The 20,645-nt window shown below is 32.9% G+C and carries 22 protein-coding genes and 2 pseudogenes; 9 read left to right on the top strand and 15 right to left on the bottom strand.

Translation table 11 applies throughout. The annotated features are described in order from the left end of the window. The first annotated feature begins 115 nt into the window (after positions 1 to 115). Entirely contained in the window at positions 116 to 964 is an 849-nt protein-coding gene (locus tag CLCHR_RS16390) for a hypothetical protein (protein ID WP_139376253.1), read from the top strand. 84 nt (positions 965 to 1,048) lie between these two features. Here the strand turns inward: CLCHR_RS16390 and CLCHR_RS24880 are convergent, their stop codons facing one another. Continuing rightward, on the bottom strand, positions 1,049 to 1,210 hold the full coding sequence (locus CLCHR_RS24880) for a TetR-like C-terminal domain-containing protein (protein WP_169896826.1): 162 nt from the start codon (positions 1,208 to 1,210) through the stop codon (positions 1,049 to 1,051). 10 nt (positions 1,211 to 1,220) lie between these two features. Next, positions 1,221 to 2,129 carry a ketopantoate reductase family protein gene (locus tag CLCHR_RS16385; RefSeq protein ID WP_079440897.1) on the bottom strand — a complete coding sequence of 303 codons (909 nt, stop codon included), beginning with the start codon at positions 2,127 to 2,129 and terminating at the stop codon, positions 1,221 to 1,223. Between the two features lie 152 nt (positions 2,130 to 2,281). Between CLCHR_RS16385 and CLCHR_RS16380 the strand changes: the two genes are divergently transcribed. Further along, positions 2,282 to 2,833: a TetR/AcrR family transcriptional regulator gene (locus CLCHR_RS16380; protein WP_079440896.1), complete on the top strand. Its 552-nt coding sequence runs from the start codon at positions 2,282 to 2,284 to the stop codon at positions 2,831 to 2,833. 486 nt (positions 2,834 to 3,319) lie between these two features. Here the strand turns inward: CLCHR_RS16380 and CLCHR_RS16375 are convergent, their stop codons facing one another. Together CLCHR_RS16375 and CLCHR_RS16370 are read right to left on the bottom strand one after the other, a co-directional pair. Continuing rightward, positions 3,320 to 3,886: a TetR/AcrR family transcriptional regulator gene (locus tag CLCHR_RS16375; RefSeq protein ID WP_242966124.1), complete on the bottom strand. Its 567-nt coding sequence runs from the start codon at positions 3,884 to 3,886 to the stop codon at positions 3,320 to 3,322. 101 nt (positions 3,887 to 3,987) lie between these two features. Next, positions 3,988 to 4,297, bottom strand: a pseudogene (locus tag CLCHR_RS16370) (transposase); the annotation flags it as partial. A 323-nt stretch (positions 4,298 to 4,620) separates the two neighbouring features. Between CLCHR_RS16370 and CLCHR_RS16365 the strand changes: the two are divergent. Further along, positions 4,621 to 5,589 (top strand): carotenoid biosynthesis protein, encoded by a 969-nt coding sequence (locus CLCHR_RS16365; RefSeq protein WP_079440894.1) that lies wholly within the window; start codon positions 4,621 to 4,623, stop codon positions 5,587 to 5,589. Between the two features lie 164 nt (positions 5,590 to 5,753). Here CLCHR_RS16365 and CLCHR_RS25480 read toward each other — a convergent pair whose 3' ends face one another. The 4 genes from CLCHR_RS25480 to CLCHR_RS16350 all read right to left on the bottom strand — a co-directional run bounded on the left by CLCHR_RS25480 (position 5,754) and on the right by CLCHR_RS16350 (position 7,507). Then, complete coding sequence (locus CLCHR_RS25480) at positions 5,754 to 5,885, bottom strand: hypothetical protein (RefSeq protein WP_278337010.1); 132 nt, start codon at positions 5,883 to 5,885, stop codon at positions 5,754 to 5,756. 70 nt (positions 5,886 to 5,955) lie between these two features. Then, positions 5,956 to 6,528 (bottom strand): flavin reductase family protein, encoded by a 573-nt coding sequence (locus CLCHR_RS16360; protein WP_079440893.1) that lies wholly within the window; start codon positions 6,526 to 6,528, stop codon positions 5,956 to 5,958. 16 nt (positions 6,529 to 6,544) lie between these two features. Then, on the bottom strand, positions 6,545 to 7,117 hold the full coding sequence (locus tag CLCHR_RS16355; protein ID WP_079440892.1) for a flavin reductase family protein: 573 nt from the start codon (positions 7,115 to 7,117) through the stop codon (positions 6,545 to 6,547). Positions 7,118 to 7,171: 54 nt separating this feature from the next. Next, a complete protein-coding gene (locus CLCHR_RS16350; protein ID WP_242966122.1) occupies positions 7,172 to 7,507 on the bottom strand; it encodes a hypothetical protein in 336 nt (111 codons plus the stop codon). Between the two features lie 133 nt (positions 7,508 to 7,640). Between CLCHR_RS16350 and CLCHR_RS16345 the strand changes: the two genes are divergently transcribed. Further along, a complete protein-coding gene (locus CLCHR_RS16345) occupies positions 7,641 to 8,630 on the top strand; it encodes a helix-turn-helix transcriptional regulator (RefSeq protein ID WP_242966120.1) in 990 nt (329 codons plus the stop codon). 300 nt (positions 8,631 to 8,930) lie between these two features. Here the strand turns inward: CLCHR_RS16345 and CLCHR_RS16340 are convergent, their stop codons facing one another. Beyond that, a complete protein-coding gene (locus tag CLCHR_RS16340) occupies positions 8,931 to 9,695 on the bottom strand; it encodes an SDR family oxidoreductase (RefSeq protein ID WP_079440890.1) in 765 nt (254 codons plus the stop codon). A 260-nt stretch (positions 9,696 to 9,955) separates the two neighbouring features. Here CLCHR_RS16340 and CLCHR_RS16335 point away from each other — a divergent pair. Continuing rightward, a pseudogene (locus CLCHR_RS16335) lies at positions 9,956 to 10,377 on the top strand (MerR family transcriptional regulator). A gap of 152 nt (positions 10,378 to 10,529) precedes the next feature. On the opposite strand, the gene CLCHR_RS16330 reads toward CLCHR_RS16335, so the two are convergent. Continuing rightward, positions 10,530 to 11,621 (bottom strand): amidohydrolase family protein, encoded by a 1,092-nt coding sequence (locus tag CLCHR_RS16330; protein WP_079440889.1) that lies wholly within the window; start codon positions 11,619 to 11,621, stop codon positions 10,530 to 10,532. A gap of 269 nt (positions 11,622 to 11,890) precedes the next feature. Between CLCHR_RS16330 and CLCHR_RS16325 the strand changes: the two genes are divergently transcribed. Next, positions 11,891 to 13,123, top strand: a complete 1,233-nt coding sequence (locus tag CLCHR_RS16325; protein ID WP_079440888.1) for a PucR family transcriptional regulator — start codon at positions 11,891 to 11,893, stop codon at positions 13,121 to 13,123. Positions 13,124 to 13,247: 124 nt separating this feature from the next. Here CLCHR_RS16325 and CLCHR_RS16320 read toward each other — a convergent pair whose 3' ends face one another. From CLCHR_RS16320 to CLCHR_RS16310, 3 genes are all read right to left on the bottom strand, one after another. Further along, positions 13,248 to 13,535 carry a hypothetical protein gene (locus CLCHR_RS16320; RefSeq protein ID WP_079440887.1) on the bottom strand — a complete coding sequence of 96 codons (288 nt, stop codon included), beginning with the start codon at positions 13,533 to 13,535 and terminating at the stop codon, positions 13,248 to 13,250. A 32-nt stretch (positions 13,536 to 13,567) separates the two neighbouring features. Further along, the gene (locus tag CLCHR_RS16315; RefSeq protein ID WP_079440886.1) at positions 13,568 to 14,548 is read right to left on the bottom strand and encodes a VanZ family protein; all 981 of its coding nucleotides are present in this window, start codon (positions 14,546 to 14,548) and stop codon (positions 13,568 to 13,570) included. Between the two features lie 283 nt (positions 14,549 to 14,831). After that, complete coding sequence (locus CLCHR_RS16310) at positions 14,832 to 15,719, bottom strand: LysR family transcriptional regulator (protein ID WP_079440885.1); 888 nt, start codon at positions 15,717 to 15,719, stop codon at positions 14,832 to 14,834. 129 nt (positions 15,720 to 15,848) lie between these two features. On the opposite strand from CLCHR_RS16310, the gene CLCHR_RS16305 reads away from it, so the two are divergent. Further along, entirely contained in the window at positions 15,849 to 16,451 is a 603-nt protein-coding gene (locus CLCHR_RS16305; protein ID WP_079440883.1) for a LysE family transporter, read from the top strand. Between the two features lie 13 nt (positions 16,452 to 16,464). Beyond that, positions 16,465 to 17,688, top strand: coding sequence for an aminotransferase-like domain-containing protein (locus tag CLCHR_RS16300; protein ID WP_423236645.1), 1,224 nt, complete (start codon positions 16,465 to 16,467; stop codon positions 17,686 to 17,688). A 252-nt stretch (positions 17,689 to 17,940) separates the two neighbouring features. Here the strand turns inward: CLCHR_RS16300 and CLCHR_RS16295 are convergent, their stop codons facing one another. Next, positions 17,941 to 18,918, bottom strand: a complete 978-nt coding sequence (locus CLCHR_RS16295; protein WP_079440881.1) for an AraC family transcriptional regulator — start codon at positions 18,916 to 18,918, stop codon at positions 17,941 to 17,943. A gap of 278 nt (positions 18,919 to 19,196) precedes the next feature. On the opposite strand from CLCHR_RS16295, the gene CLCHR_RS16290 reads away from it, so the two are divergent. Then, a complete protein-coding gene (locus tag CLCHR_RS16290) occupies positions 19,197 to 20,039 on the top strand; it encodes an SDR family oxidoreductase (protein ID WP_079440880.1) in 843 nt (280 codons plus the stop codon). A gap of 478 nt (positions 20,040 to 20,517) precedes the next feature. Here CLCHR_RS16290 and CLCHR_RS25685 read toward each other — a convergent pair whose 3' ends face one another. Then, positions 20,518 to 20,607: a TetR-like C-terminal domain-containing protein gene (locus CLCHR_RS25685; protein ID WP_423236644.1), complete on the bottom strand. Its 90-nt coding sequence runs from the start codon at positions 20,605 to 20,607 to the stop codon at positions 20,518 to 20,520. Positions 20,608 to 20,645: the final 38 nt, after the last annotated feature.

The following is a 20,645-nucleotide window of genomic DNA, read 5'->3' as shown; positions in this document are numbered from 1 at the left end:
GAGATGAGATATTGCAATATAAATATTAAATTATGTTTTTAGCTACGTCCCTAAGTTTATAAGTTATTATCTAATTTCATACAAAATTTTTTTGAAAGTTAGAGGTGTAAAGATAATGAAAAGAAAATTTAAAATTTGCTCTATGATGACCTTAATGCTCACTCTATTAAATTGTTCATTAGCATATGGAAAAACTGTAACTCCTGCTGTCCCTAACTATGAGGTAAAAATATATATGAATCCTTCCGTAGTATTAGATTCTGATAATAAATTAAAGCAAGAGGTACTGGACACCTTCAATATGCCAAGTACTGTTACAAAGATGTCAGTAGAATATTTAGATTCTAGCAATTTAGATTTTAATGATATTGGTTGGGATGTAAGACTTCGAAAAATGGAAGGTGATGCTGACTTTGAATTAACCTATAAAAAGAGATATTCTATAGCAAACGGAAACATAGATTCAGCACTTCAAACAGCTGCTTTAGATGGTTTTGATAAGAGTGAAGATGATTATGATGCTCAAGTTGATTGGGGTTATAATAAACAAACCCTTAGCTTTTCCAATGACAAAGATGTTAGCATATCAGGCTATTCTGGCATGGATTTACCTTCTAGTAAAGATTCTATAAAAGCTGCCGTAAAAAAAATCCCTGGCAAATTAAATAATAGTATATCTAATAATTATGGAACTACTATTTTACAAAATTCTCATATATATGGTCCTGTAGACGCCAAAAGATCTATAGGTAGTTGGAATGGAGAGAAATTTTATATTGAAGTTTGGAAGATTAAAGCAACTTCAGGAAGTGGTTACGACTATGTAGTAGAAGCTTCCTTTAAAACTGACGATAGAAGTTCTGCACAAGAAGGCCATGATCAATTGATAGAATTGTTTAATGAAAAAGGCTGGCTATTACCAGAAGATCAATTAAAAACCCAAATGATATTAGATAGATATTAAAATACTTATAAATATTTACTAATCTCCACATTGAAAGCAGATATATAATGTATGATAGAAAAAAGACAAAAGTAACAAGTTTATTCATCCTTGTTGCTTTTGTCTTTTTTTATAATTAATATACACCATTCCTTGTGGCGGTTCCTTCATGCCATTTTGAATCCATTTTCGAATTAAAGTCATATCAGCTGGAGCAATATAAAGACATTCTTCACCTGTCCACATATATGTTATATCATTTACCATTTTTTCATTCTTACATTATGACATCATTTTGATTTAGCAATTTTAATAAATCGTTATTTAGTTGTACAGTTTCGTTGTTTGCACTACTTGCATAATCCGGCAGCATCATATCCTTTACCATTTTAGTTCGTAGCCACATCATAAAGAAAAAATCCAGAATGAAATTTGGACATTTAAGCACAATTTTAAATGCAGATGGATTAATAGCAACTCCAGCTTTTTGTATTGCACTTAAATATGCTTTTAAAGTGATTGTTATTTTGTGTGCCGTTTTTCTGATTCTAGCTGTTTCCTCATCAATTATCTTATTTTCAAAATATAAACTACCCAACAGTGCAATATCCGATACTGAATGTGTTATTAGAAATGATTTCATATCCTTATTAATTGTATAAGGAAGTTTTGCTGTTTTAAATAGTTTTGTGAGTTTTTTTACACGTTCTGTCTCTAAACCATTAATTTCTCCAAACATAGTAGCAAATAAAACCTTTGGTGGAATTCGAGCATACAATATTCCATCTTTAATCTGTCCGCCAGCGCCGGGAAAACCTGGTAAAAGTCTATCTCCAACTATATCTAACCATGAAGAAAATCCAATTGAATTATTAGTCATTGTAACAATATTTTTACTTTGATTGTCTTTTAGTGCTAACAACGCTGATTCGGCTTGATCGTAACGAACTGTAACGAAAATAAAATCATATACATCATCATTTTCAAGGGTATCAATTACATTTACTTTTATAGATTTAACCACACCTTTATCATTATATTTTAGGCCATTTTCTTTCAATGTTTTAAATCTATTAGAACGTGCAAACATAGTAACGTCAATCCCTGCTTCAATGAATTTGATTGCGTATATGCTCCCTATGACGCCTGCACCAAAAATTAAAATTCTATTTTGTTTTACTGACATAAAAATCACTCCTATTTATTGTGATACTATTTTCTCTTGACTATGCAACAACGCGTTGTATAATAGAATTGTAAATGGTTATTACAGCTTTATCAACCATCAGATTTTTATTATTTGTTGGTTGATATTTTTGTTTACAAAAGGAGGATCAAATGAAAAAGCAACCCGAAATTACAGAAAAAACAAGGCAGGCGTTTATAGATGCTTTTTGTGAGTTATATAATCAAAAGCCCATTGAAAAAATCTCGGTTCAAGATATTGCCAATAAAGCAGGCTATAACCGTAGCACATTTTATCAACACTTCGCTGATATTTACGAATTATTAGACTCTGTTGAAAGTGATTTATTGAGCTACATAAAAGAGGAATTGACAAATATGAAAACATCTACGGCTTCCATTCAAAGTGCACTTAATTGTATAGAAAATAGCAAGCTTATATCAGTTCTCAAGGCTCTCTTGGGTGACTATGGAAGTGTTCATTTTTTAGAGCGTTTGAAAAGAGAAATTCCCTTTGATGGATTGGAGTTGAACTTTCAAGAATATGATTTCTTAAAGCCATACTTGATTGAGTTTTATATATCAACATCCCTTTCCTTATTTCGCCTTTGGATCAAGCAAGAAAAGGATTTATCCTCAGAAGAATTTTTCAAGTTAGTAGATACCCTATATAAAAATGGGATAACGCCTTATTCTAAAAAATAATGGGCATATTCCTGCAAGCTACCAAAACGCACAAATTTTACTGCTCATATGTTTCCGCTAACTACTGAACTAAAAAATCAGCAACACTTCTTACCAGTGGATATGTCTACATAAAAAAACGGCAAGGTCAGTTTTTTAACCAACCTTGCCGCTTTACTATATTCTTAGAAATATAGTAAGCCTTTCAATTAGTACTCCTTTGTTCATAAATCAGTTCATGAATATGCTATACTCTTCTATTTTTCAGACATTTAATAATTAATTGCTCAGCATTTGATATTATATTAGAGTTACGCATTACTTGTACAAAAAATACCGCAAATTCATCTGAATAATACGGTATTTCAATAAAGACTAAATTATGTTAATGCTCCCTTTTTAACAATAGTCCCATGCTTATCTTCACTGTGTTTATATATCCAAGCAAACGCCCTTTTGTTCTTTCGTTATTGTACAATTTATCGGTTATCATAATGAAAGGGAGTATCAATAAAAATCTTTCGATACTGCTTCTGTTGCTTTATTAATAAAAGCAGCAATTTTACTTGGACTTTCCTTCATACCACTATTGACCCACTTTTCTATTACGGCTATAGTGCCATATGCGGTAAATGTGTACCAATTATCAAATAGTTTTTGATCAATATATTTTTCTTCCTTCTTCCATTTCTCAATATTTAGTTCGTGGCTGATATAAATAATACGTTTCAATAATTCTTTATCCCCGTTCTCTGAAAATAATACTCCACATATATTGCTATTTGCTTTTATATACTTGCAAATTTCATATGATAGTTTTTCATAAGTTTCAAGGTTCAAAGTACGTTCCGCAACCTGTCTGATTTCTTCATATAACTCACCTTCAATATTTGAAAGAAGTTCAAACTGATTCCCATAATGTGAATAAAAAGTATTGCGATTGATATCTGCTTTTTTGCATATATCTGTCACTGTAACTTTGCTGATAGGACGCTCTTTCATAAGTTCCAGTAAACTGTTTTTTATAATCATTTTTGTATATTTCACCCGGCGGTCTGCTTTTTCGTATGCCATAATACCGTTGCCAAAACCTTATAAAACTTTATAAAGCTTGTTTAATTCCCTGTTCAATGTGTCCGATTTTGTAATTCTAAAAGAATATACTACTTTCATTGAAGTAATCTAATCTGCTTTTCAAGTTTTATACTGTTGCTAGTTTTGACAACTTTCCTCCCTTCTTTATTTAACTCATATTTTCTTGATAGTTTACGCTGCAACCTACGTAATCCTTTTTCTAATTTCTTAACTAATCGTGTTTTATTTATATTTTTAAAAGTCATTCCATTATAGCATATAGCTAGTTCTTTAATTCCGACATCTATGCCTATTGATTCAGTGGTTAATTCCATTACTAGTGGTTCTTTTTCTACACCTACAGATGCATACCAATACCTTACCATCAAAACTCACTCTTGGATTCGTATAGAATGCCTATAATTCTTAATCTTCTTCATTTTAAGTATTAACTATAATCTCAGTAATAATTCCACATTTACTACATGGATTTTCTATAATTTCAAATCCCAAAAATATTTTTTTGCCTTAATCTTAAATGATGATTGAGTTGTTCCTATTTTCCCGCCATAAATAATTCAGTTAACGAACAACACTAATCTGATTTGTAATATATCGAACATAATGTTAGCGAACTGCCTGTTGATTAAGTAGCACTGTGTACTTATAATATATTTAACATACAACATATTTGAACGTTCAAATAAATTATAATTTTAAATGGAGGTAACACAATGGGAAATATAACTATAGTACCTGTATGGATTATTCAAGATATTTTAGTTTTAATCATCGCCGCATTAATGGTCTTCTATATAATTGAAAACGAAGAACGTCCAAAGATTGTATTAATGCAATTCCTATGTTTTGTCTTTTTCTACGCCGCAGTCTTTGAAAATGTTGCGGTATCTATGGGACTTATGGGAAATGAAGGTTTTTACGCCTATGGGCACAGTATCCTAATGATATTCAATATACCATTAACTGTTCCTATTATCGAGTTTCTTATCGTTTATTCAACTTTACGTGTTTTGAAGACGATCAATATACCGGCATGGACTAAACCCTTCATTACTGGACTTAGTGCTATGATTTTTGACTTTTCACTGGATCCAGTCGCAGTAAAACAGATTTTTCAAACTTCGGAAGGAATCATTGGCCGGTGGAGTTATTTCCCGATCCCTGGTGAACCTGTCATATATGGGGAACCTGTCATGAATTTTACAGGATGGATCTATATAGCCGGATACTGGACCGCATTTATTTTAATCGGTGAATGGTGGCATAAAAAGAAAGGCTATAGTAAACTAATTGGCTACATATATCCGTTTTTGGCTTCCATTCTTTCTGTAGTTTGTTTGGTTTCACCTTTATCCAATTTCTTTAATTATATGGCACCATTTTTCCCAAGAACTTCTAATATGCAATGGGTAATGTTGATTGCACTTACTATAATTTCAGTGGGAATTTTAGTGTTAACCTTAACCAAGTTCTGGGATCGTAAGGTCATTAGTTCTATGGATTACAAAAACGATTTTCTTATCATGTTTACATTCCTGGGTTTTCCACTGGTTAATACCATATTTTGCATTATAGGTGGATACACGCAGGTACTATGGCTTGTTGTTCTGGCACAGGTGTTATTATTGCTATGCTGGAGTGGAATTCATATTTTGAGTAAAAAAGCTATTCTCAAGAAATGAAGTACCCTAGCAGGTTAGATAAATATTTGCACAATAGAGTTTTATATTGTCTTATTCTATTGAGCCATTAATTAGCAACCAATGAAAATCTCGGATGTCATCTATAAACAGGGCAAAAAAATCGGGCTGAAAAACGCATTTTTCAGTCCCGATTTTTTCTCATTTCATGTTCCGTGTATTATAATCCGAAAACGAACCCTGTCATAGCCATAAAGCCTAGATTGCATACCTTCTGTAATTTCATTGTTATCTAATGCCACCATAGGGCTCCCATGTCCGGCAAAAACGACCGACATAATTTTATCGTTCATCTTTAACATCTCGTATTAATGTCATATAAATGCAAATCTCATATAAAACAAGAATTTACAGATATTTTTTTCCTTCGACCCATGCATTTCCGGCTTTCTCACCTAATGAAAAATAGCTGTTGCTGAACGAATCAAAAAATAACATTCCTGTTTTCTTGGCATCAATTCTGCCGGTTTTATCTAACACTGACTCATCTGCCGCTACATTGACAATCCTGGCAAGTACAGTAGTGAAATTATTTGTTCTTACAACCTCTATGAGTTCACATTCTATGACTAGTGGACTGCCTTCGATGATAGGGGCATTGACGCGTTCACTCTTTACAGCCTTCAATCCTGTTTTTTCAAATTTATCAGGAACTCTATGGCCGCTTACAATTCCAAAGTAATCCACTTCCTTTATCAAATTCTTATTAACCAGTGCAACAGTAAATGCGCGTCTCTTTTTAATGTTTTCATGCGTCTTACTACGTGGACCAATACATAATGCAAGATCACCTGCATTCGTCCTTGTACACTCATGCAAATTCATCACGTTGACTGTTCCATCATCATTATAAGTGCCAACCATTAAAACCGGCGCTGGATAACCATATGAAAAAACGTTTGGACCTAAATTTTTCATCATAATAAACAGCCTCCTCTTAGTTCTTCTCTTTCAACTGAAGTCCGTCGCGGTAAGCATCACCAATCTTCTCACCAACCGACAGATATGCCTTATTCATCCAATCGAAAGTGATCGGATGGAATTTTTCAAATGATACCTTGCCATCTTCTCCAAGAATCCGTTCATCCAGACTTACATTGACGATTTCGCCTACCAGTCTCCAAGTTTCCTCATCATAGCTCTTCACTCTGCACTCAACGGCAAAAGGAAGCTCATCGATAATCGGTGCATCTACGAATTCGGACTTTGTTGTATGGAATCCGGACTTCTCAAACTTATCTTCCACTTTATTTCCTGTTGTTATACCAAGGTAATCACAGGCAACTTCATTTTCCACATCCGCCATACTTACAACAAAGGAACCTCTGGCAAAAATTCCCTTTAACGTGTTTCTCTGGGATGCTACGGTAATAGTAATTTCTGTCTCATTCGTGATTCCGCCCCATACTGCTAACATGGCGGTCGGCTTTTCAGCCTCATCATAAGAAGAAATCATCAAAACCGGCATCGGTGTGATGTATGGCTTTGCTCCGATATTTTTTCTAGACATATTTATCCTCCTTAAATTATTTAATAAATCACAGTTATTCCATGCATTATGCTCTTAACGATATGATTTCTTATAGATTTCAAGATAATCTTCATCCGTAAGCGGTAACGGGGCTGCGGTAATGTCGCCGCCGAGCACCTCGTGTATTCTCTTCGGATACTTTGTGAGCTCTTCTTCCTTAATTCCTGCATCACTCATGCGGAGATCTTTACATCCGACTGCTTCGATCAGTTCATCCAATGCTCTGATAAAATCTTTTCCGGATGTCACGATCAGTGCTTTCTTTCCTGGAAGCACTTCTGTATGCAGTTCCTGAAGTTTTCCCGCTCCAAATAATACTTTTGTCGGCATATAAAAGTCAAAATTATACATATGTTCTATTCCTTTCAATTTTAACTTTCTTGCTACTACTCCATCATATAGATTTTCACCTTCCAAATCAGCGCTAAATATTAACTTGAATTATGGCGTATTTTAACCTACAATTAGATATAAGAATGTCTGATTTACCAAAAACGTTGCAATGCTTGAAAGAATTGCTCAGAAATCTGAAGAAAGGAACGTTGTTATGCCTTGGAATTGCGATACCGAAATCGATCACGCATTAGAAAAACTCGGTCAGGACTTTCCGCACCTGAATTGGGACTTTAGCCCGGATCCGTCCTCAGGAAATAACGAACTAATTTCGCATTGGTTGGGAGAGAAATCCGAGGAAGTTATGGTGTGTGCATTTAAAGGGAAAAAAATTGAGGAGCGTTTTCACCGCCAAGACTTTTTTTTCATTCATTTTGCTTACCACGGAGATTATGATGCATTAAGCGCCAACTATAACAATCGGATCACGGTAAAAGAAGGAGACTGCTATATCGGTCAGCCCTATAGCGGCTATGCTGTTAAGCGTGATTCTGATCACGAATGTATTATTCTCGGAATACTGATTCGTAAAGAAACCTTTTTCCGGGAATACCTTAGTGCGCTCTCAGCGGATAGCTCCATGCTTAATTTTTTTCTGGAACCACAGAAAAACAAATATGCAGAAGAGTTCGTTCATCTGGAAATTCCAGCTTCTTCGCCAATCTGGCAGCTGCTGAATGTCATGATTCTTGAATATGCTCATAAAACAGAGGACTCACAGAAAATTTTAAAACCTATGGTCATGTCCCTTGCAATGTATCTTTCCTATGAGTACAAGCGTCAGCATCTACCTACTGGCACGACATTAATTGACCGGATTATGGAATATATCGAATCACACTCCGATTCTGTAACATTGAATGACATTGCATCCCATTTCGGATATCACCCCGTTTATATTTCCCGTCTTTTGCCGGAAAAGACAGGGAAGACCTTTTCTGCTCTGCTAGCTGAATCACGTATGCGAAGAGCAAAGCTATTATTGGATCATACGGATCTTTCCATTGAAAAAATTGCTGATATGCTCGGATACAGCAATAGCAGCAATTTCTATAAGGCCTTTAAACAGTATTATGGTACTTCCCCTCGTCAGCTTTAATGGTCAATGTTACGGCTTCAACGTGAAATGCATCAATAACGTTATTAAACCCTTTTTCAGCCTTAACACTGATTAGTTCATTAGCAAATTCGCTTCGCTCATAAAAGCCCCCGGGGGTTTTTGTGAAGGAAGAATGACTGAACTTGATATTGAACGAATATAGCACTAAATAAAATATATTAATATTTTATTATTTTATAAAAGTAAATATAAATTTCTTATCTTAAAAAGGCTCCATATATGCACTCTTAATCAACGAAAGCTTATAAGATCTTGTTGATTAAGAGTAATATCTTTTAATTATACTAACATACCGCCAGATGCTTCAATACGTTGGCCGGTAACCCATCCCATTTCATCTGTACATAGACTAGCCACAACACCTCCAATATCAGAAGCTTCTCCAATTCTTCCTAATGCAGCATAAGAACCAATTGTATCTTTCAACTCTGGATTTTTAATATAAGTATCTCCACTAAATTCAGTGTTAACAGGTCCAGGGGCTATAGTATTTGCTCTTATACCTCTAGCTCCTAATTCTTTAGCCAAATATCTAGTAAAGACTTCTACTGCACCTTTTGCAGCAGCATAAAGTCCAGAACCTGGGAATGTAAAACGGGTCAATCCTGTTGAAGTATTTACAATTGCACCCTTGTCAGCAATAAGAGGAATTAGTTTCTGTGTTAAAAAGAAAACTCCTTTAAAATGTACATTAACTATTTTATCAAACTCTTCTTCTGTAACTTCTAAAATACGAGTATGGTTTGAAATTCCAGCATTATTAATTAAAAAATCAAAGTGCTCTCTATTCCATTTATCCTTTAAAACATCTGATAACTTAGATGCAAAGGAATCAAATGTAGATACCTCGCTCACATCAAGCTGAATAGCTGCAGCTTTAGCACCATTAGCTTCAATTTCTTTTACAACCTCATCTGCCTTTTCTTTTTGATTATTGTAAGTGATAATTACATCTATTCCCTTTTTAGATAATGATATTGCAGAATTTCTACCAATTCCACGACTTCCACCTGTAACTAATGCAATTTTGCTATTTTTATTCATAAAAATTTCTCCTTTAAATATTTATTAACCATTTCGAAATTAATATCTCATTATTTATACTGCTACTTATATTTCAAAGCTAGTATTAACTTAGTCATCAATTTTAATGTTAATCCAAGAATATATAAGTTACTTGAAAATTAATTTCTTATGATTTATACTCATGTTAATACCTAGGGGTATCTCTAGGTCAAGCTTTTTTTAAAACAAATTTCCTAAAATGAAACAAATTTAAATAAATTTTAAAGGGGATTTTAAAATTGACTTATACTATAAAAGATATATCAAAGATGTTTGGCGTTTCTATATATACAATTCGTTTCTATGACAAAGAGGGGCTTCTACCATTTGTTTTGAGAAATAAATCAGGAAACAGAGTTTTTACTGAATCAGACGTAAGTCTGTTTGGAACAATTTGTTGTTTAAAAAATACTGGCATGCAACTTAAAGATATTAAAAAATATATTGATTTCTGCATGTTAGGTGCTAGTACTATAGATGAGCGAAAAAATTACTTTTGGCACATCAAGAAGTAATTTTAAACCAAATAAATGAACTTAATGAAAATATGAACCTCATTCGTTCAAAAATAGAAAAGTATACATCTCCTGACGCAGTTCAAATTATTAACGAAGAAAGAAAAAAAATTCATGAGGAAAAATGTGAAAATAATTTGTTATAATTAATTGTTATATATTAATTTCATTACTTATGATGCGGTATTTTCACCTATGAAAGCAGCCTTAGGCAAGTCATATATATAAATGCATAAGGCTGTAAATCTCATTTATTTATTATACGGTTCGCCGTAGCGGGCATAAAACTGCAATCGCTTTAAATAATCTTCTCTCCACCAATCCAAACTTGTTTAATATTTTTTATGTCATTAATATTTACAGTCGGATCACCTTCTATTAAAAGAAGATCTGCTCTATAGCCTGCCTTAATAATTCCTCTATCATTCATGCCAAAGTATTTTGCAGGAATACTTGTTGCACTTTGTAATGCTTGAATAGGAGTAAAACCAGCATCAACCATTAGTTCAAGTTCATTAATAAGTGAAACCCCATAAGGTGCAGAATATGGAGTTGTTGGATCGTCAGTATTAGAATCACTTCCAGCTATAATTGTCACATCAGCTTTATAAAGTTTTGCAACTGCTTCCTTAACATAATCATAATTCAATGGCGCGTTAGGATTAAACTTTTTAATTGATTCAACAATTCCTTTCATTGTTACCATAGTAGGAACTGACACAGTGCCGTTTTTTTTCATCAACTGAATAACCTCTTCTGTTAAAGGTTCAGCAAAGGGAATATGTGTTACCACATCCACTCCCCCTTCTATTGCAGCTTTAAAAGCATTAGAAGAAGTTACATGTGCAATGATTTTTTTATCATAAGTGTGAGCCTTGGCGACAATAGCAGCAAGAATCTCCGGTGGAAATAGCGTATCTTTAACACCTACACCTTGGCCCTCTATCATAACTTTAATGTAATCTGCACCATATGATATCTGTTCCTTCACAAAGCGCTCTGCATCATCTGCACTTGTTACAAGGGCAGAATCAGGATAATCCATTTTAGCTGGAACTTGGCTTCCTGGAGCGAAACCTGGACTATAACTGCTTCGTATATCAGGTAAACCAGGTAAATTTTTTAGACTATGAACTACTTCCGGTGAACGTGTCCCCATATCCATCATAGTTGTAACACCATATCTTGAAGCTTCCTCTAGGTTCTTAATTTGATATAAATGAATGTGGGCATCTATGAGCCCTGGAAGCAAAGTGCATCCATTTCCATCAATTTCAATATCTCCTTCTGTCTTATCAGTAATATATCCGTTTTCGATTGCTACTTTATCCTCATCTATACACTCAATACCATTAAAAATTTTTATGTTTTTTAATAAAATAGTAGACATTTTTATTACCTCCTATGAAATAGCAATATTTTTAAGGCTAAAGACTATCAATTTTAACGATTTTATTAATACTGGATAATCACCTGCAGTATAGTATTTTTCATTAACGTATTATACTCAAGCACAATACGCTTCAAATAGCTGCCTTGCCTTACATTTCTGATTATAATATAATGTAAGAACCCATACAATGTACTCAAATTCGAATTTCATTTCATATTAAAGCTAAAAATTGTACTAAAGCACAACTGAAATATTAGGAGGTTTCCATGAAAAAAAACTTCGATATAAATGATCTAAATGAAATAGATATAAAGCTTGCACTTTACATGCAGGATCTTTTTGATGGATTTTGTTCTAACAGAGGACTTCAATATCTGATAGATAAGGCAAGGGAAAAGTTTGCAAGACCATTGATATTAATCGATACAAGCGGAAAGCTCTTGGCAGCTTCTTATGATGCGGAAAATGTTTTTCAATTTGTTCAAAGTGAAAATAAAAATCTTTACCTAACAGAAGACACTTTATCACAAATATGTTCAGATAAAACAAATGATAATATTGAAAAAGAGAACAATTCAAAACGAAACCTAATATCCTCTATAAAAATTGACACCATAGAGATTGGGAAATTTGTTGTTTACGAAAACAGCATCCCCTTTCAAGATATTGATTTTATGCTAATAGACAAGGTTAGCCCACTCATATGTGCTCAATTACAAAAGAACATCTTTTTAAATTTGGATAACAACAATCTCCCTAATTACTTATTAGCTGACCTTATAGAAGGCAAGCAGATTGATGAGTCTATTATAAAAAATAAACAACACTATTTAAAATGGGCTAGGACAGAATATCTTTACATTATGGTTATTGGAAGTAACAGACAAGAAGCTTTTGATAGTAAGATTCCTTCCATTTTTAGAATTTTGAAATCTTACATTCCTGTTGGACAGTGTATTATTTATGCTCCTGGAATTGTAGCTTTCCTTGATCAATTGCTATTTGATAAACTTTTTAATTCCCCCAATAGCGAATTTAATGACTTCTTGAGCAAAAATAATCTATATGCAGGAATCAGCCAAAAGTACACTCTTTTGAATGATTCAAAAAAACACTATTTGAATGCTGTTACAGCAATGGAGATAGGATTAAAAAGAAACATGCATTGCTCCTTTTTTGAGGATTGTACCTTGCATATTATCTATGAATTGATTTCAAATAAATATGATCAGATGGATTTTTGCCATCCAGCTGTCGCAATGCTTATGGTTTATGACAAAGAGAACGGAACAAATTTCCTTGAAACATTGAAACAGTATATCTTTTATTCTTCTTCTCCAGGAGAAGCTGCAAAAATATTAAATATTCATCGAAATACTTTATTCTACCGTATCAACAAAATAAAAGATATGGCTGGTATAACCTTAGAACATGGTGATGAAATATGCAAAATCTTTCTATCTATTAGACTATTAGAGATAAAAGTAGAAACACCCTGATCATAATATTGAAGATATAATCAAAGAAAAAAGTGCTTCATCCAGCAAAGATTAGCACTTTTTTCTTTGATTTATTATTTATAACATAGATCTAATCCAATAGCCCTAAAACAAAATAAATGTTCTAAGGAATACACCACATGCCACAATGTGCAGAATAGTCTCCGTTTGGAGCAACAACTAATATGCGTAAATCAGGGGCAAAATATGGTTTGTCAAACCCTTCTCTATTTTTAGCGCTTTCCATCTCGGCTTCAGTGCGTTCACGTTTATTCTCGAACCCTTTCCAAATCGCATCAAAATATTTATCAGCGTCAAAGCTTTTATTGGCAAAGCTCATAATTATATACCCTTTTGGGAGAGTATAAACGTTGTTATTGATATCTATTCGTGATGTTGGAATCTTTTCCATAGAACTTCCTCCGAATTTCTTCGTTATCGTAGTTACTCCCACCAATGTTTTATTTCTGCGATGCTAACATCCCATACTTTAGCATTTCCGGTAACTATAATTTTAACGTCTTTTATTTCCGAATCAAAAAACGTCTTTAATTTCAACATATGGTTATCTTTGTCTTCATTAGTGAACTGAACAAACTCTTCCCCATTGATCATAATCGTAACGGAACCTTTATATTCCTCTCCGTCGGGAATACCATAATCAGCATAGAGCCATAGATTTTTCTTTCCTAAATTAAATAAATATTCCTTACTTATTCCATCATTGCTGCTAAACAAATTAAATTCGGGCTGTACTTTTTCCCCTTGCACGGTAAAAGTTGAAAAATTTTTAGTTATTGGTATGCTTGTATTTGCTTCGTTTAATGCTTGAATAGGTCCTATTCTTTTATTCACATTTACACCATAATCAATTGTTTCAGAAACACCCATAACTCCAACGATTAGCATAATCATAGATGCTACTGATGCAACGAGTTTTTTAAAGTTAAGCTTAGAAGAAAATCCTACTCTATATCCCACAAATCCTATCATCGCGCCTAATGTATTGGATATTACGTCCATAATATCAAACGTACCCATGAAAGTTAAAGATTGCAACACTTCTAAAAATAAAATAGCTGATATAAATAATGCTATAAACTTTCTAAAACGCACACAATACAACAATGGAATTACTATTCCAAAAGGGATAAAAGCAGCGATGTTTCCAAAATCGTATAACCATGACATGGTTAGTTCTGGAAACCTTAATGGAAGTCCTTCTGGGACAAGAATAAACGTATACTGATTATATACGCTTCTACCTTCTATTCTATTAAACCCCAAGAACATGAAATACAATATTAAAATTGTATATACAATGGTTCCTACAAAAATATATATACGTAATTTATCGTTAATAACCTTGGAACTATCAGTTAACACTTCATTGCCCTTTGGAATTTCTTCTTGTCCATTTTTCATACTTTAAATCTCCTTTCAAAGAATATCACAGATTTAATGGCCATACTCTCTACTTAATCCATTATACTATCATCAGACTACACCTTCAATAAATCTGCGATTTTCAGGAAACCCTTTGAAATTAAGGCTTACACCCGTATAATCAATACTACGCACTCCACATGAGCTGTATTATGCAAAAATGCACAAAAACCTCATTTATTTATGATACGGTGAACCGTATCAGTAGCAAATGATAGCTCTTTTTCCTCTCTCATATATATAACAAGTTCTTTTTTGAAAATTAACTATTCATCATTTCTTTACTCAGATCTATAAAAGCTCTTAATGCTCTTGAACCCCATTTATCCCTATGATATACCATTTGCGTAGCCAAATAAAAAGAATCTTCCCACCAATTAAGTTCTATTAATTCCTTTCGTTTCAGCTCCTCCGCAGCAGCAATCTTTGGAAGCAACGTTATTCCAAGTCCGCTCATTGTCAATTGTTTGATTGATTGGATACTGCCCATTTCCATTATTGATTTCGGAGTTACCCCAGCATCATTGAGACTTTGTTCAAAAAGATTTCGGTAACCACAGCCTTTTTCTGAAACAATTATGTTGCAGTCAGCAATATCTTCAGGATAAACATGTTTCTTGGAAGTAAGTGGATGTCCTGGGGTTGCTAATAAAACTAAAGGTTCAGGAAATTCCAATTCTGTAATTAACTCAGAAGCATTGATTTTCTGACCAATAATAAAAGCAACATCAATCTGATTTTCTCTTATCAATGTTTTACATTTGTTATTGCCTTCCATTTTTAAAATAATTTCAATTTCCGGATAACGCTCATGAAGTTCTTTTAATATAGGAGGCAGTCTTACAGCACAAAGCGATTCATTAGCCCCTATTGTCAAAGTTCCCTTTACTACATCTGATGTAATTAAAGTACTTTTTGCTTCATCACAAAGTTTAATTATTTTTTTAGCATAAACAAGAAACTTTTCCCCTTCTGAAGTCAAAGATATATTTTTCCCTAATCTTTCAAACAAATTAACACCTAATTCTTTTTCTAACTGTTGTATCTGAGCAGTGATAGCAGATTGCGAATACCCTAGCTCAAATGCTGCTTTTGTAAAATTACTCAGCTTAGCTATAGTAATAAATGCATTTAATTGACGAAACTCCATTTGTATATACCTCCAAATCAATCATTTATTTTGATTGATTCAATTTAAACTATTGATTTCACTAATTGTTAGTAGCATGATATCATATTGATACTATCTTTTCAAATTTAATCATTAAGGAGGTCAGCTATGTTCAATTTATCTGCACTTTTATCTTATGTTCTTATTTCAACTTTTACGCCTGGTCCAAATAATATTATGTCTATGACAAATGGTACTAACTTTGGATATAAAAAAACATTGAAATTTGTTCTAGGTGCTACATCTGGTATGGCTGTGATCATGTTATTGTGTGGTTATCTTAACTTATTTTTATTTAAACTTCTTCCCAACATAAAGTTGTCTATGGAAGTATTTAGTTCAGCATACATAATATATTTAGCTATCAAGATACTCAAAAGTAATTCTAACCCAAATGCAATTAATGATTACAGCATCAACACATTTAAATCTGGAATGCTTATGCAATTCATGAATCCTAAAACAATACTTTATGGTATAACGGTAACTTCAATTTTTATAATACCCTACTATAAATCGAGCATAATATTATATTTATTTGCTGTATTCCTCGCATTGGTAGGATTTATATCGATGTCCTGCTGGACTCTTTTTGGTGCATTATTTCAAAAAATTCTTAGCCGTCATAGAAAGTTATTCAATATTGTTATGGCATCTCTCCTAATATATTGTGCATTATCAGTTCCCGATTTTAAACTTCTAATTCATTGATAATTTTTGTACCATGAACACAACGAAAGGAATGATGTTTAACATGAATATTAAATTTTCAAAAAGAAGTGATACAATTGAAGCTTCTGAAATAAGGGAGCTATTAAAATTAATAGGAAACAATAATATTATTTCATTCGGAGGCGGACTTCCTTCAGAAGAAACATTTCCGGTAGAGGAAATGAAGGTTATTTGTAATGAAATACTTTCAGACTATGGTGGAAAAAGTATGCAATATTCGACCTCTGAAGGATATGATAAGCTTAGGAAAATCATTATTGAAATTATGAGAGAAAGAGGAATCAATACAGACATAGATAATATACTGATTATTTCAGGCTCTCAGCAAGGCTTGGATTTAACTGCAAAGGCATTTATTGATGAAGGTGATACTATACTCTGCGAAAGCCCTACCTATCTTTCTGCAATTAATGCTTTTAAACCTTTTTATCCAAAGTTTGAAGAGATTTTTATAGATAATGAAGGTTTAGACCCGGAAGTCTTAGAAGAAAAACTTAAAAAAAGTAAAAATGTTAAGTTTCTCTATACTATACCAGATTTTCAAAATCCAACAGGAGTTACATTAAATTTTGAACGACGAAAATCAATAATTGAGCTTGCAAACAAATATAATATTTTAATAGTTGAAGATAGTCCCTACAGTGAGTTGAATTTTACTGGGCAGCATCTTCCTCCATTAAAAAGTCTTGATACTGAAGAACGAGTTATTTATCTCAGTACCTTTTCCAAAATTGTTTGTCCAGGCTTCAGAATTGGATGGATTTGTGCTTCCAAAGAAATTATAAAAAAATTTGTCTTGTTTAGACAAGGTTCAGATCTTCATACAAATATATTTTCTCAAATGCAGATAACAAAGTTTTTTGAAAAATATGATGTTAAAGCACATATAGAAAAAAATATAGCAATTTATAAAAATAGGAGGGATGCTATGCTTAATGCAATTAAAGCTGACTTTCCTAAAGAAGTTAAATATACCGAACCTAAGGGAGGCTTTTTTCTCTGGGTTACACTTCCAACTTATATGGACAGCAAGGAATTATTAAAATGTGCATTGAAAAATGGTATAGCTTTTATTTCAGGAGAAGCATTTTTCCCAAATGGTGGTCATAAAAATACCTTACGTTTGAACTACACAAATATTAGTGAAGAGAAAATAAGAGAAGGAATTAAAATATTATCAGATGTTATTAAAGAAAATATGCTAAAGAACAATTAATATGAAAATAATAAAAATGTAATAAAAAATATATCTTAGATCCCAGCATAAAAACATGTCAATCTGTACAAATGTAAATCTTAAGTTTCTTAATATTACCATTAGTATTGAGATATTTATCATAAGTATTGTTCTTGAAAAAAGAAGAAGGAGAACCTCATTCATTTTGACTTGGTTCTCTTCTATTAATTAGATACATTATTAAGTTATCTTTGATAATTGTAACCATCTATTATCACCAAAGGATACGCCTTATATACCACTTTGAAATTCACCATTTTCAAAACTTTTTCGCAAAGCTCTTATATCTTTAAGTGGCGGCTGTCCGAAGAACCGCTTATATTCCCTGGTAAATTGAGATGAGCTTTCATAACCAACTTCCATGGCAGCAGTAGTAACATCAATAGAATCACTAAACATGAGTCGTCTTGCTTCATGAAGTCGCAGCTCTTTCTGATATTGTAACGGACCAATGGCAGTTACAGCTTTAAACTTATGGTGCAGTCCTGATACACTCATATTATTTGATTTTGCTAGTTCTTCCACGGTAAAAGAACGTTTATAATTTTCCTTGATCCATTCTATTGCTTTACCTATTCCATCTGCCTGTTGTTCGGCTAGAACCTGTTGCAAAAACAAGTATCCGTACTCTCCACTCAATAGGTGATAAATCATTTCTCGCTTAATAAGCTGCGATAAAAAATAAGTATCCTTAGATTTATTTATTAGCTTCAAAAGTCTAATAAATAAATCTAATAGTTCCTCATCTGATTTTCCTACAAATGCTCCTAAATAAAGATTCTTATTTTTTATGTTAAATTCAATTTGAGCATCCAGCATTACAGAAGCAATTTCACTTGTCGTAAAATCAATACGCAAACTAATACATGGCAACTCTCTTGATGCACCTATCACTTGTACGGATACAGGCATATCAATAATAGACGCTGCAAAATCACCTGCATTAAAATGTATAGTCTCATCTCCGAAATGAAACTCCTTTCTTCCTTGAAGAATAATACTAAATGCAGGATTCATAACTCCAGGAGTTATAGGAATTTCATGACTGTGTCTGGTAACCGAAAAAAATGGGATTATTGTTTGGGTATTTCCATCAGTTTGAGCTATTCTCTCTGTCATTTCAATTATAGTATACAATGCCTTCTGTTTAGTAAAGTTGCTTTCCTCAACTAATACTTCATTATTTAATTTATCTTTTTGTTCTAACATTTGTTTTTCACCCAGCCTTTATACTTAAAACATTTGCTGATAATTTCCACATATTACTTCATTTATCTAACTCAATGATAATATTCCTTAAAACTATAGTAAATATTATATCAAAAATCAATTTGTTTTTTCATCAATTCATTTAATTAATACTTTGCAGAATTAGGCAAATTTTAAACATTATCGTTATATTATATTTTTATTTTTAATGTGATAATATGGTTAGTCAAGCTTGATGTCTAAACTATTAAATTTTAACAAAAGAGAGGTATAGAGAAATGAAACAAAGAACTTGGTTTATAACTGGTATTAACAGTGGCTTCGGACGACATATGACTGAACAACTCCTTGAGAGGGGCGATAAAGTTGCTGGTACTGTACGCAATATGAATTCAGTAGAAGACCTTAAGGAAAAATACGGTGCTCTTCTTAGAGTGTTTCATCTTGACGTTACAGACACCAACGTAATTTATGAGGTTGTCGATCAAACCTTCAACGAACTTGGAAAAATTGATGTTATTGTAAGCAACGCTGGTTATGGGCTTATTGGTGCAGCAGAAGAATTAACTATTGAGCAAATTACTCATCAGATTAACACAAATCTCCTTGGATCTATCCATTTGATTAGAGCTTCATTACCACATCTACGTGCTCAAGGAGAAGGGCATATTATTCAACTCTCATCATCAGCAGGCCAAACTGCATTCTCTGGAGGATCACTATACCATGCAACTAAATGGGGAATTGAAGGATTCTGCGAAGCCGTAAGACAAGAAATCGCTCCTTTTAACATCAGCCTTACAATAGTTGAGCCAAGCGGAGCACGTACGAATTTTACACATCATAGTGTAGTATTGGGTCAAAAGTTAGAGGCTTACTCGATTTCTCAAGCACATAATGCCAGACGCGGTTTTGAAGATACTTCGATAGTTCCTATTGGTGATCCTGCTAGAATGGTGAAAATCATGATTGACACTGCCGACCAAAAACCAGCACCAATAAGAATTGCTCTTGGCAGCGGAGCTTATAATACGATACATCAATCACTTTCAAATCGTCTTGAAGAACTTGAAGCACAAAAAGAACTTGCCTTTTCTACTGATTTCCCTGCTAATAAATAAAAAGTAGAAGGCAGAATAGCCATTTAAAGTGTCGAATTTGTTAGATACAAAATTAAGCATATATTTTTTAAAGCTTAGTAGAAACAAATAATCTGCTATCAATTTGTTTAGTTGATAGCAGATAATTTCATAAATTGATTAAGTATTAATTCTAATGCCTTAACGTGATTTTTTTAGTTATCTTATAAACCAATCTCTACATGGTGAAAGCTAATGGCGTCTTCCTATATCGACATAAACAAATTTGCAAAACCTATCCCTTAACGCAAATATTCCTATTTCTGCGTAAAAGTTAGACTAGCATAAATCAAAATCCTCTCAAACCATTGAACAATACTTCTACTTCAATACGGTTCATCTTACAATACTTTAAAAAAATCTACATCACTTATGATAAGATTCACCGTTAATTATTCTAAACCTCTTATAACATTTCCTATCTATAATTAAATAGATTTGAATCAGTCTAGATTAGTGATTACAAATTTCTCCCTATCAATATGCCTAAATGTTCTGCCAAAACCTCAGGAGAAAAAGGCATTCCATTTATAAACCACCATTCTATCAATCCTACTATAGCTTGCCCAAAAAATTGCTTGACAGCAT

It is taken from the genome of Clostridium chromiireducens (assembly GCF_002029255.1).
Classification (GTDB): Bacteria; Bacillota; Clostridia; order Clostridiales; family Clostridiaceae; genus Clostridium; species Clostridium chromiireducens.
The sequence above is the reverse complement of the archived record's forward strand: the minus strand, read 5'-3'. Positions and strand labels throughout refer to the sequence as shown.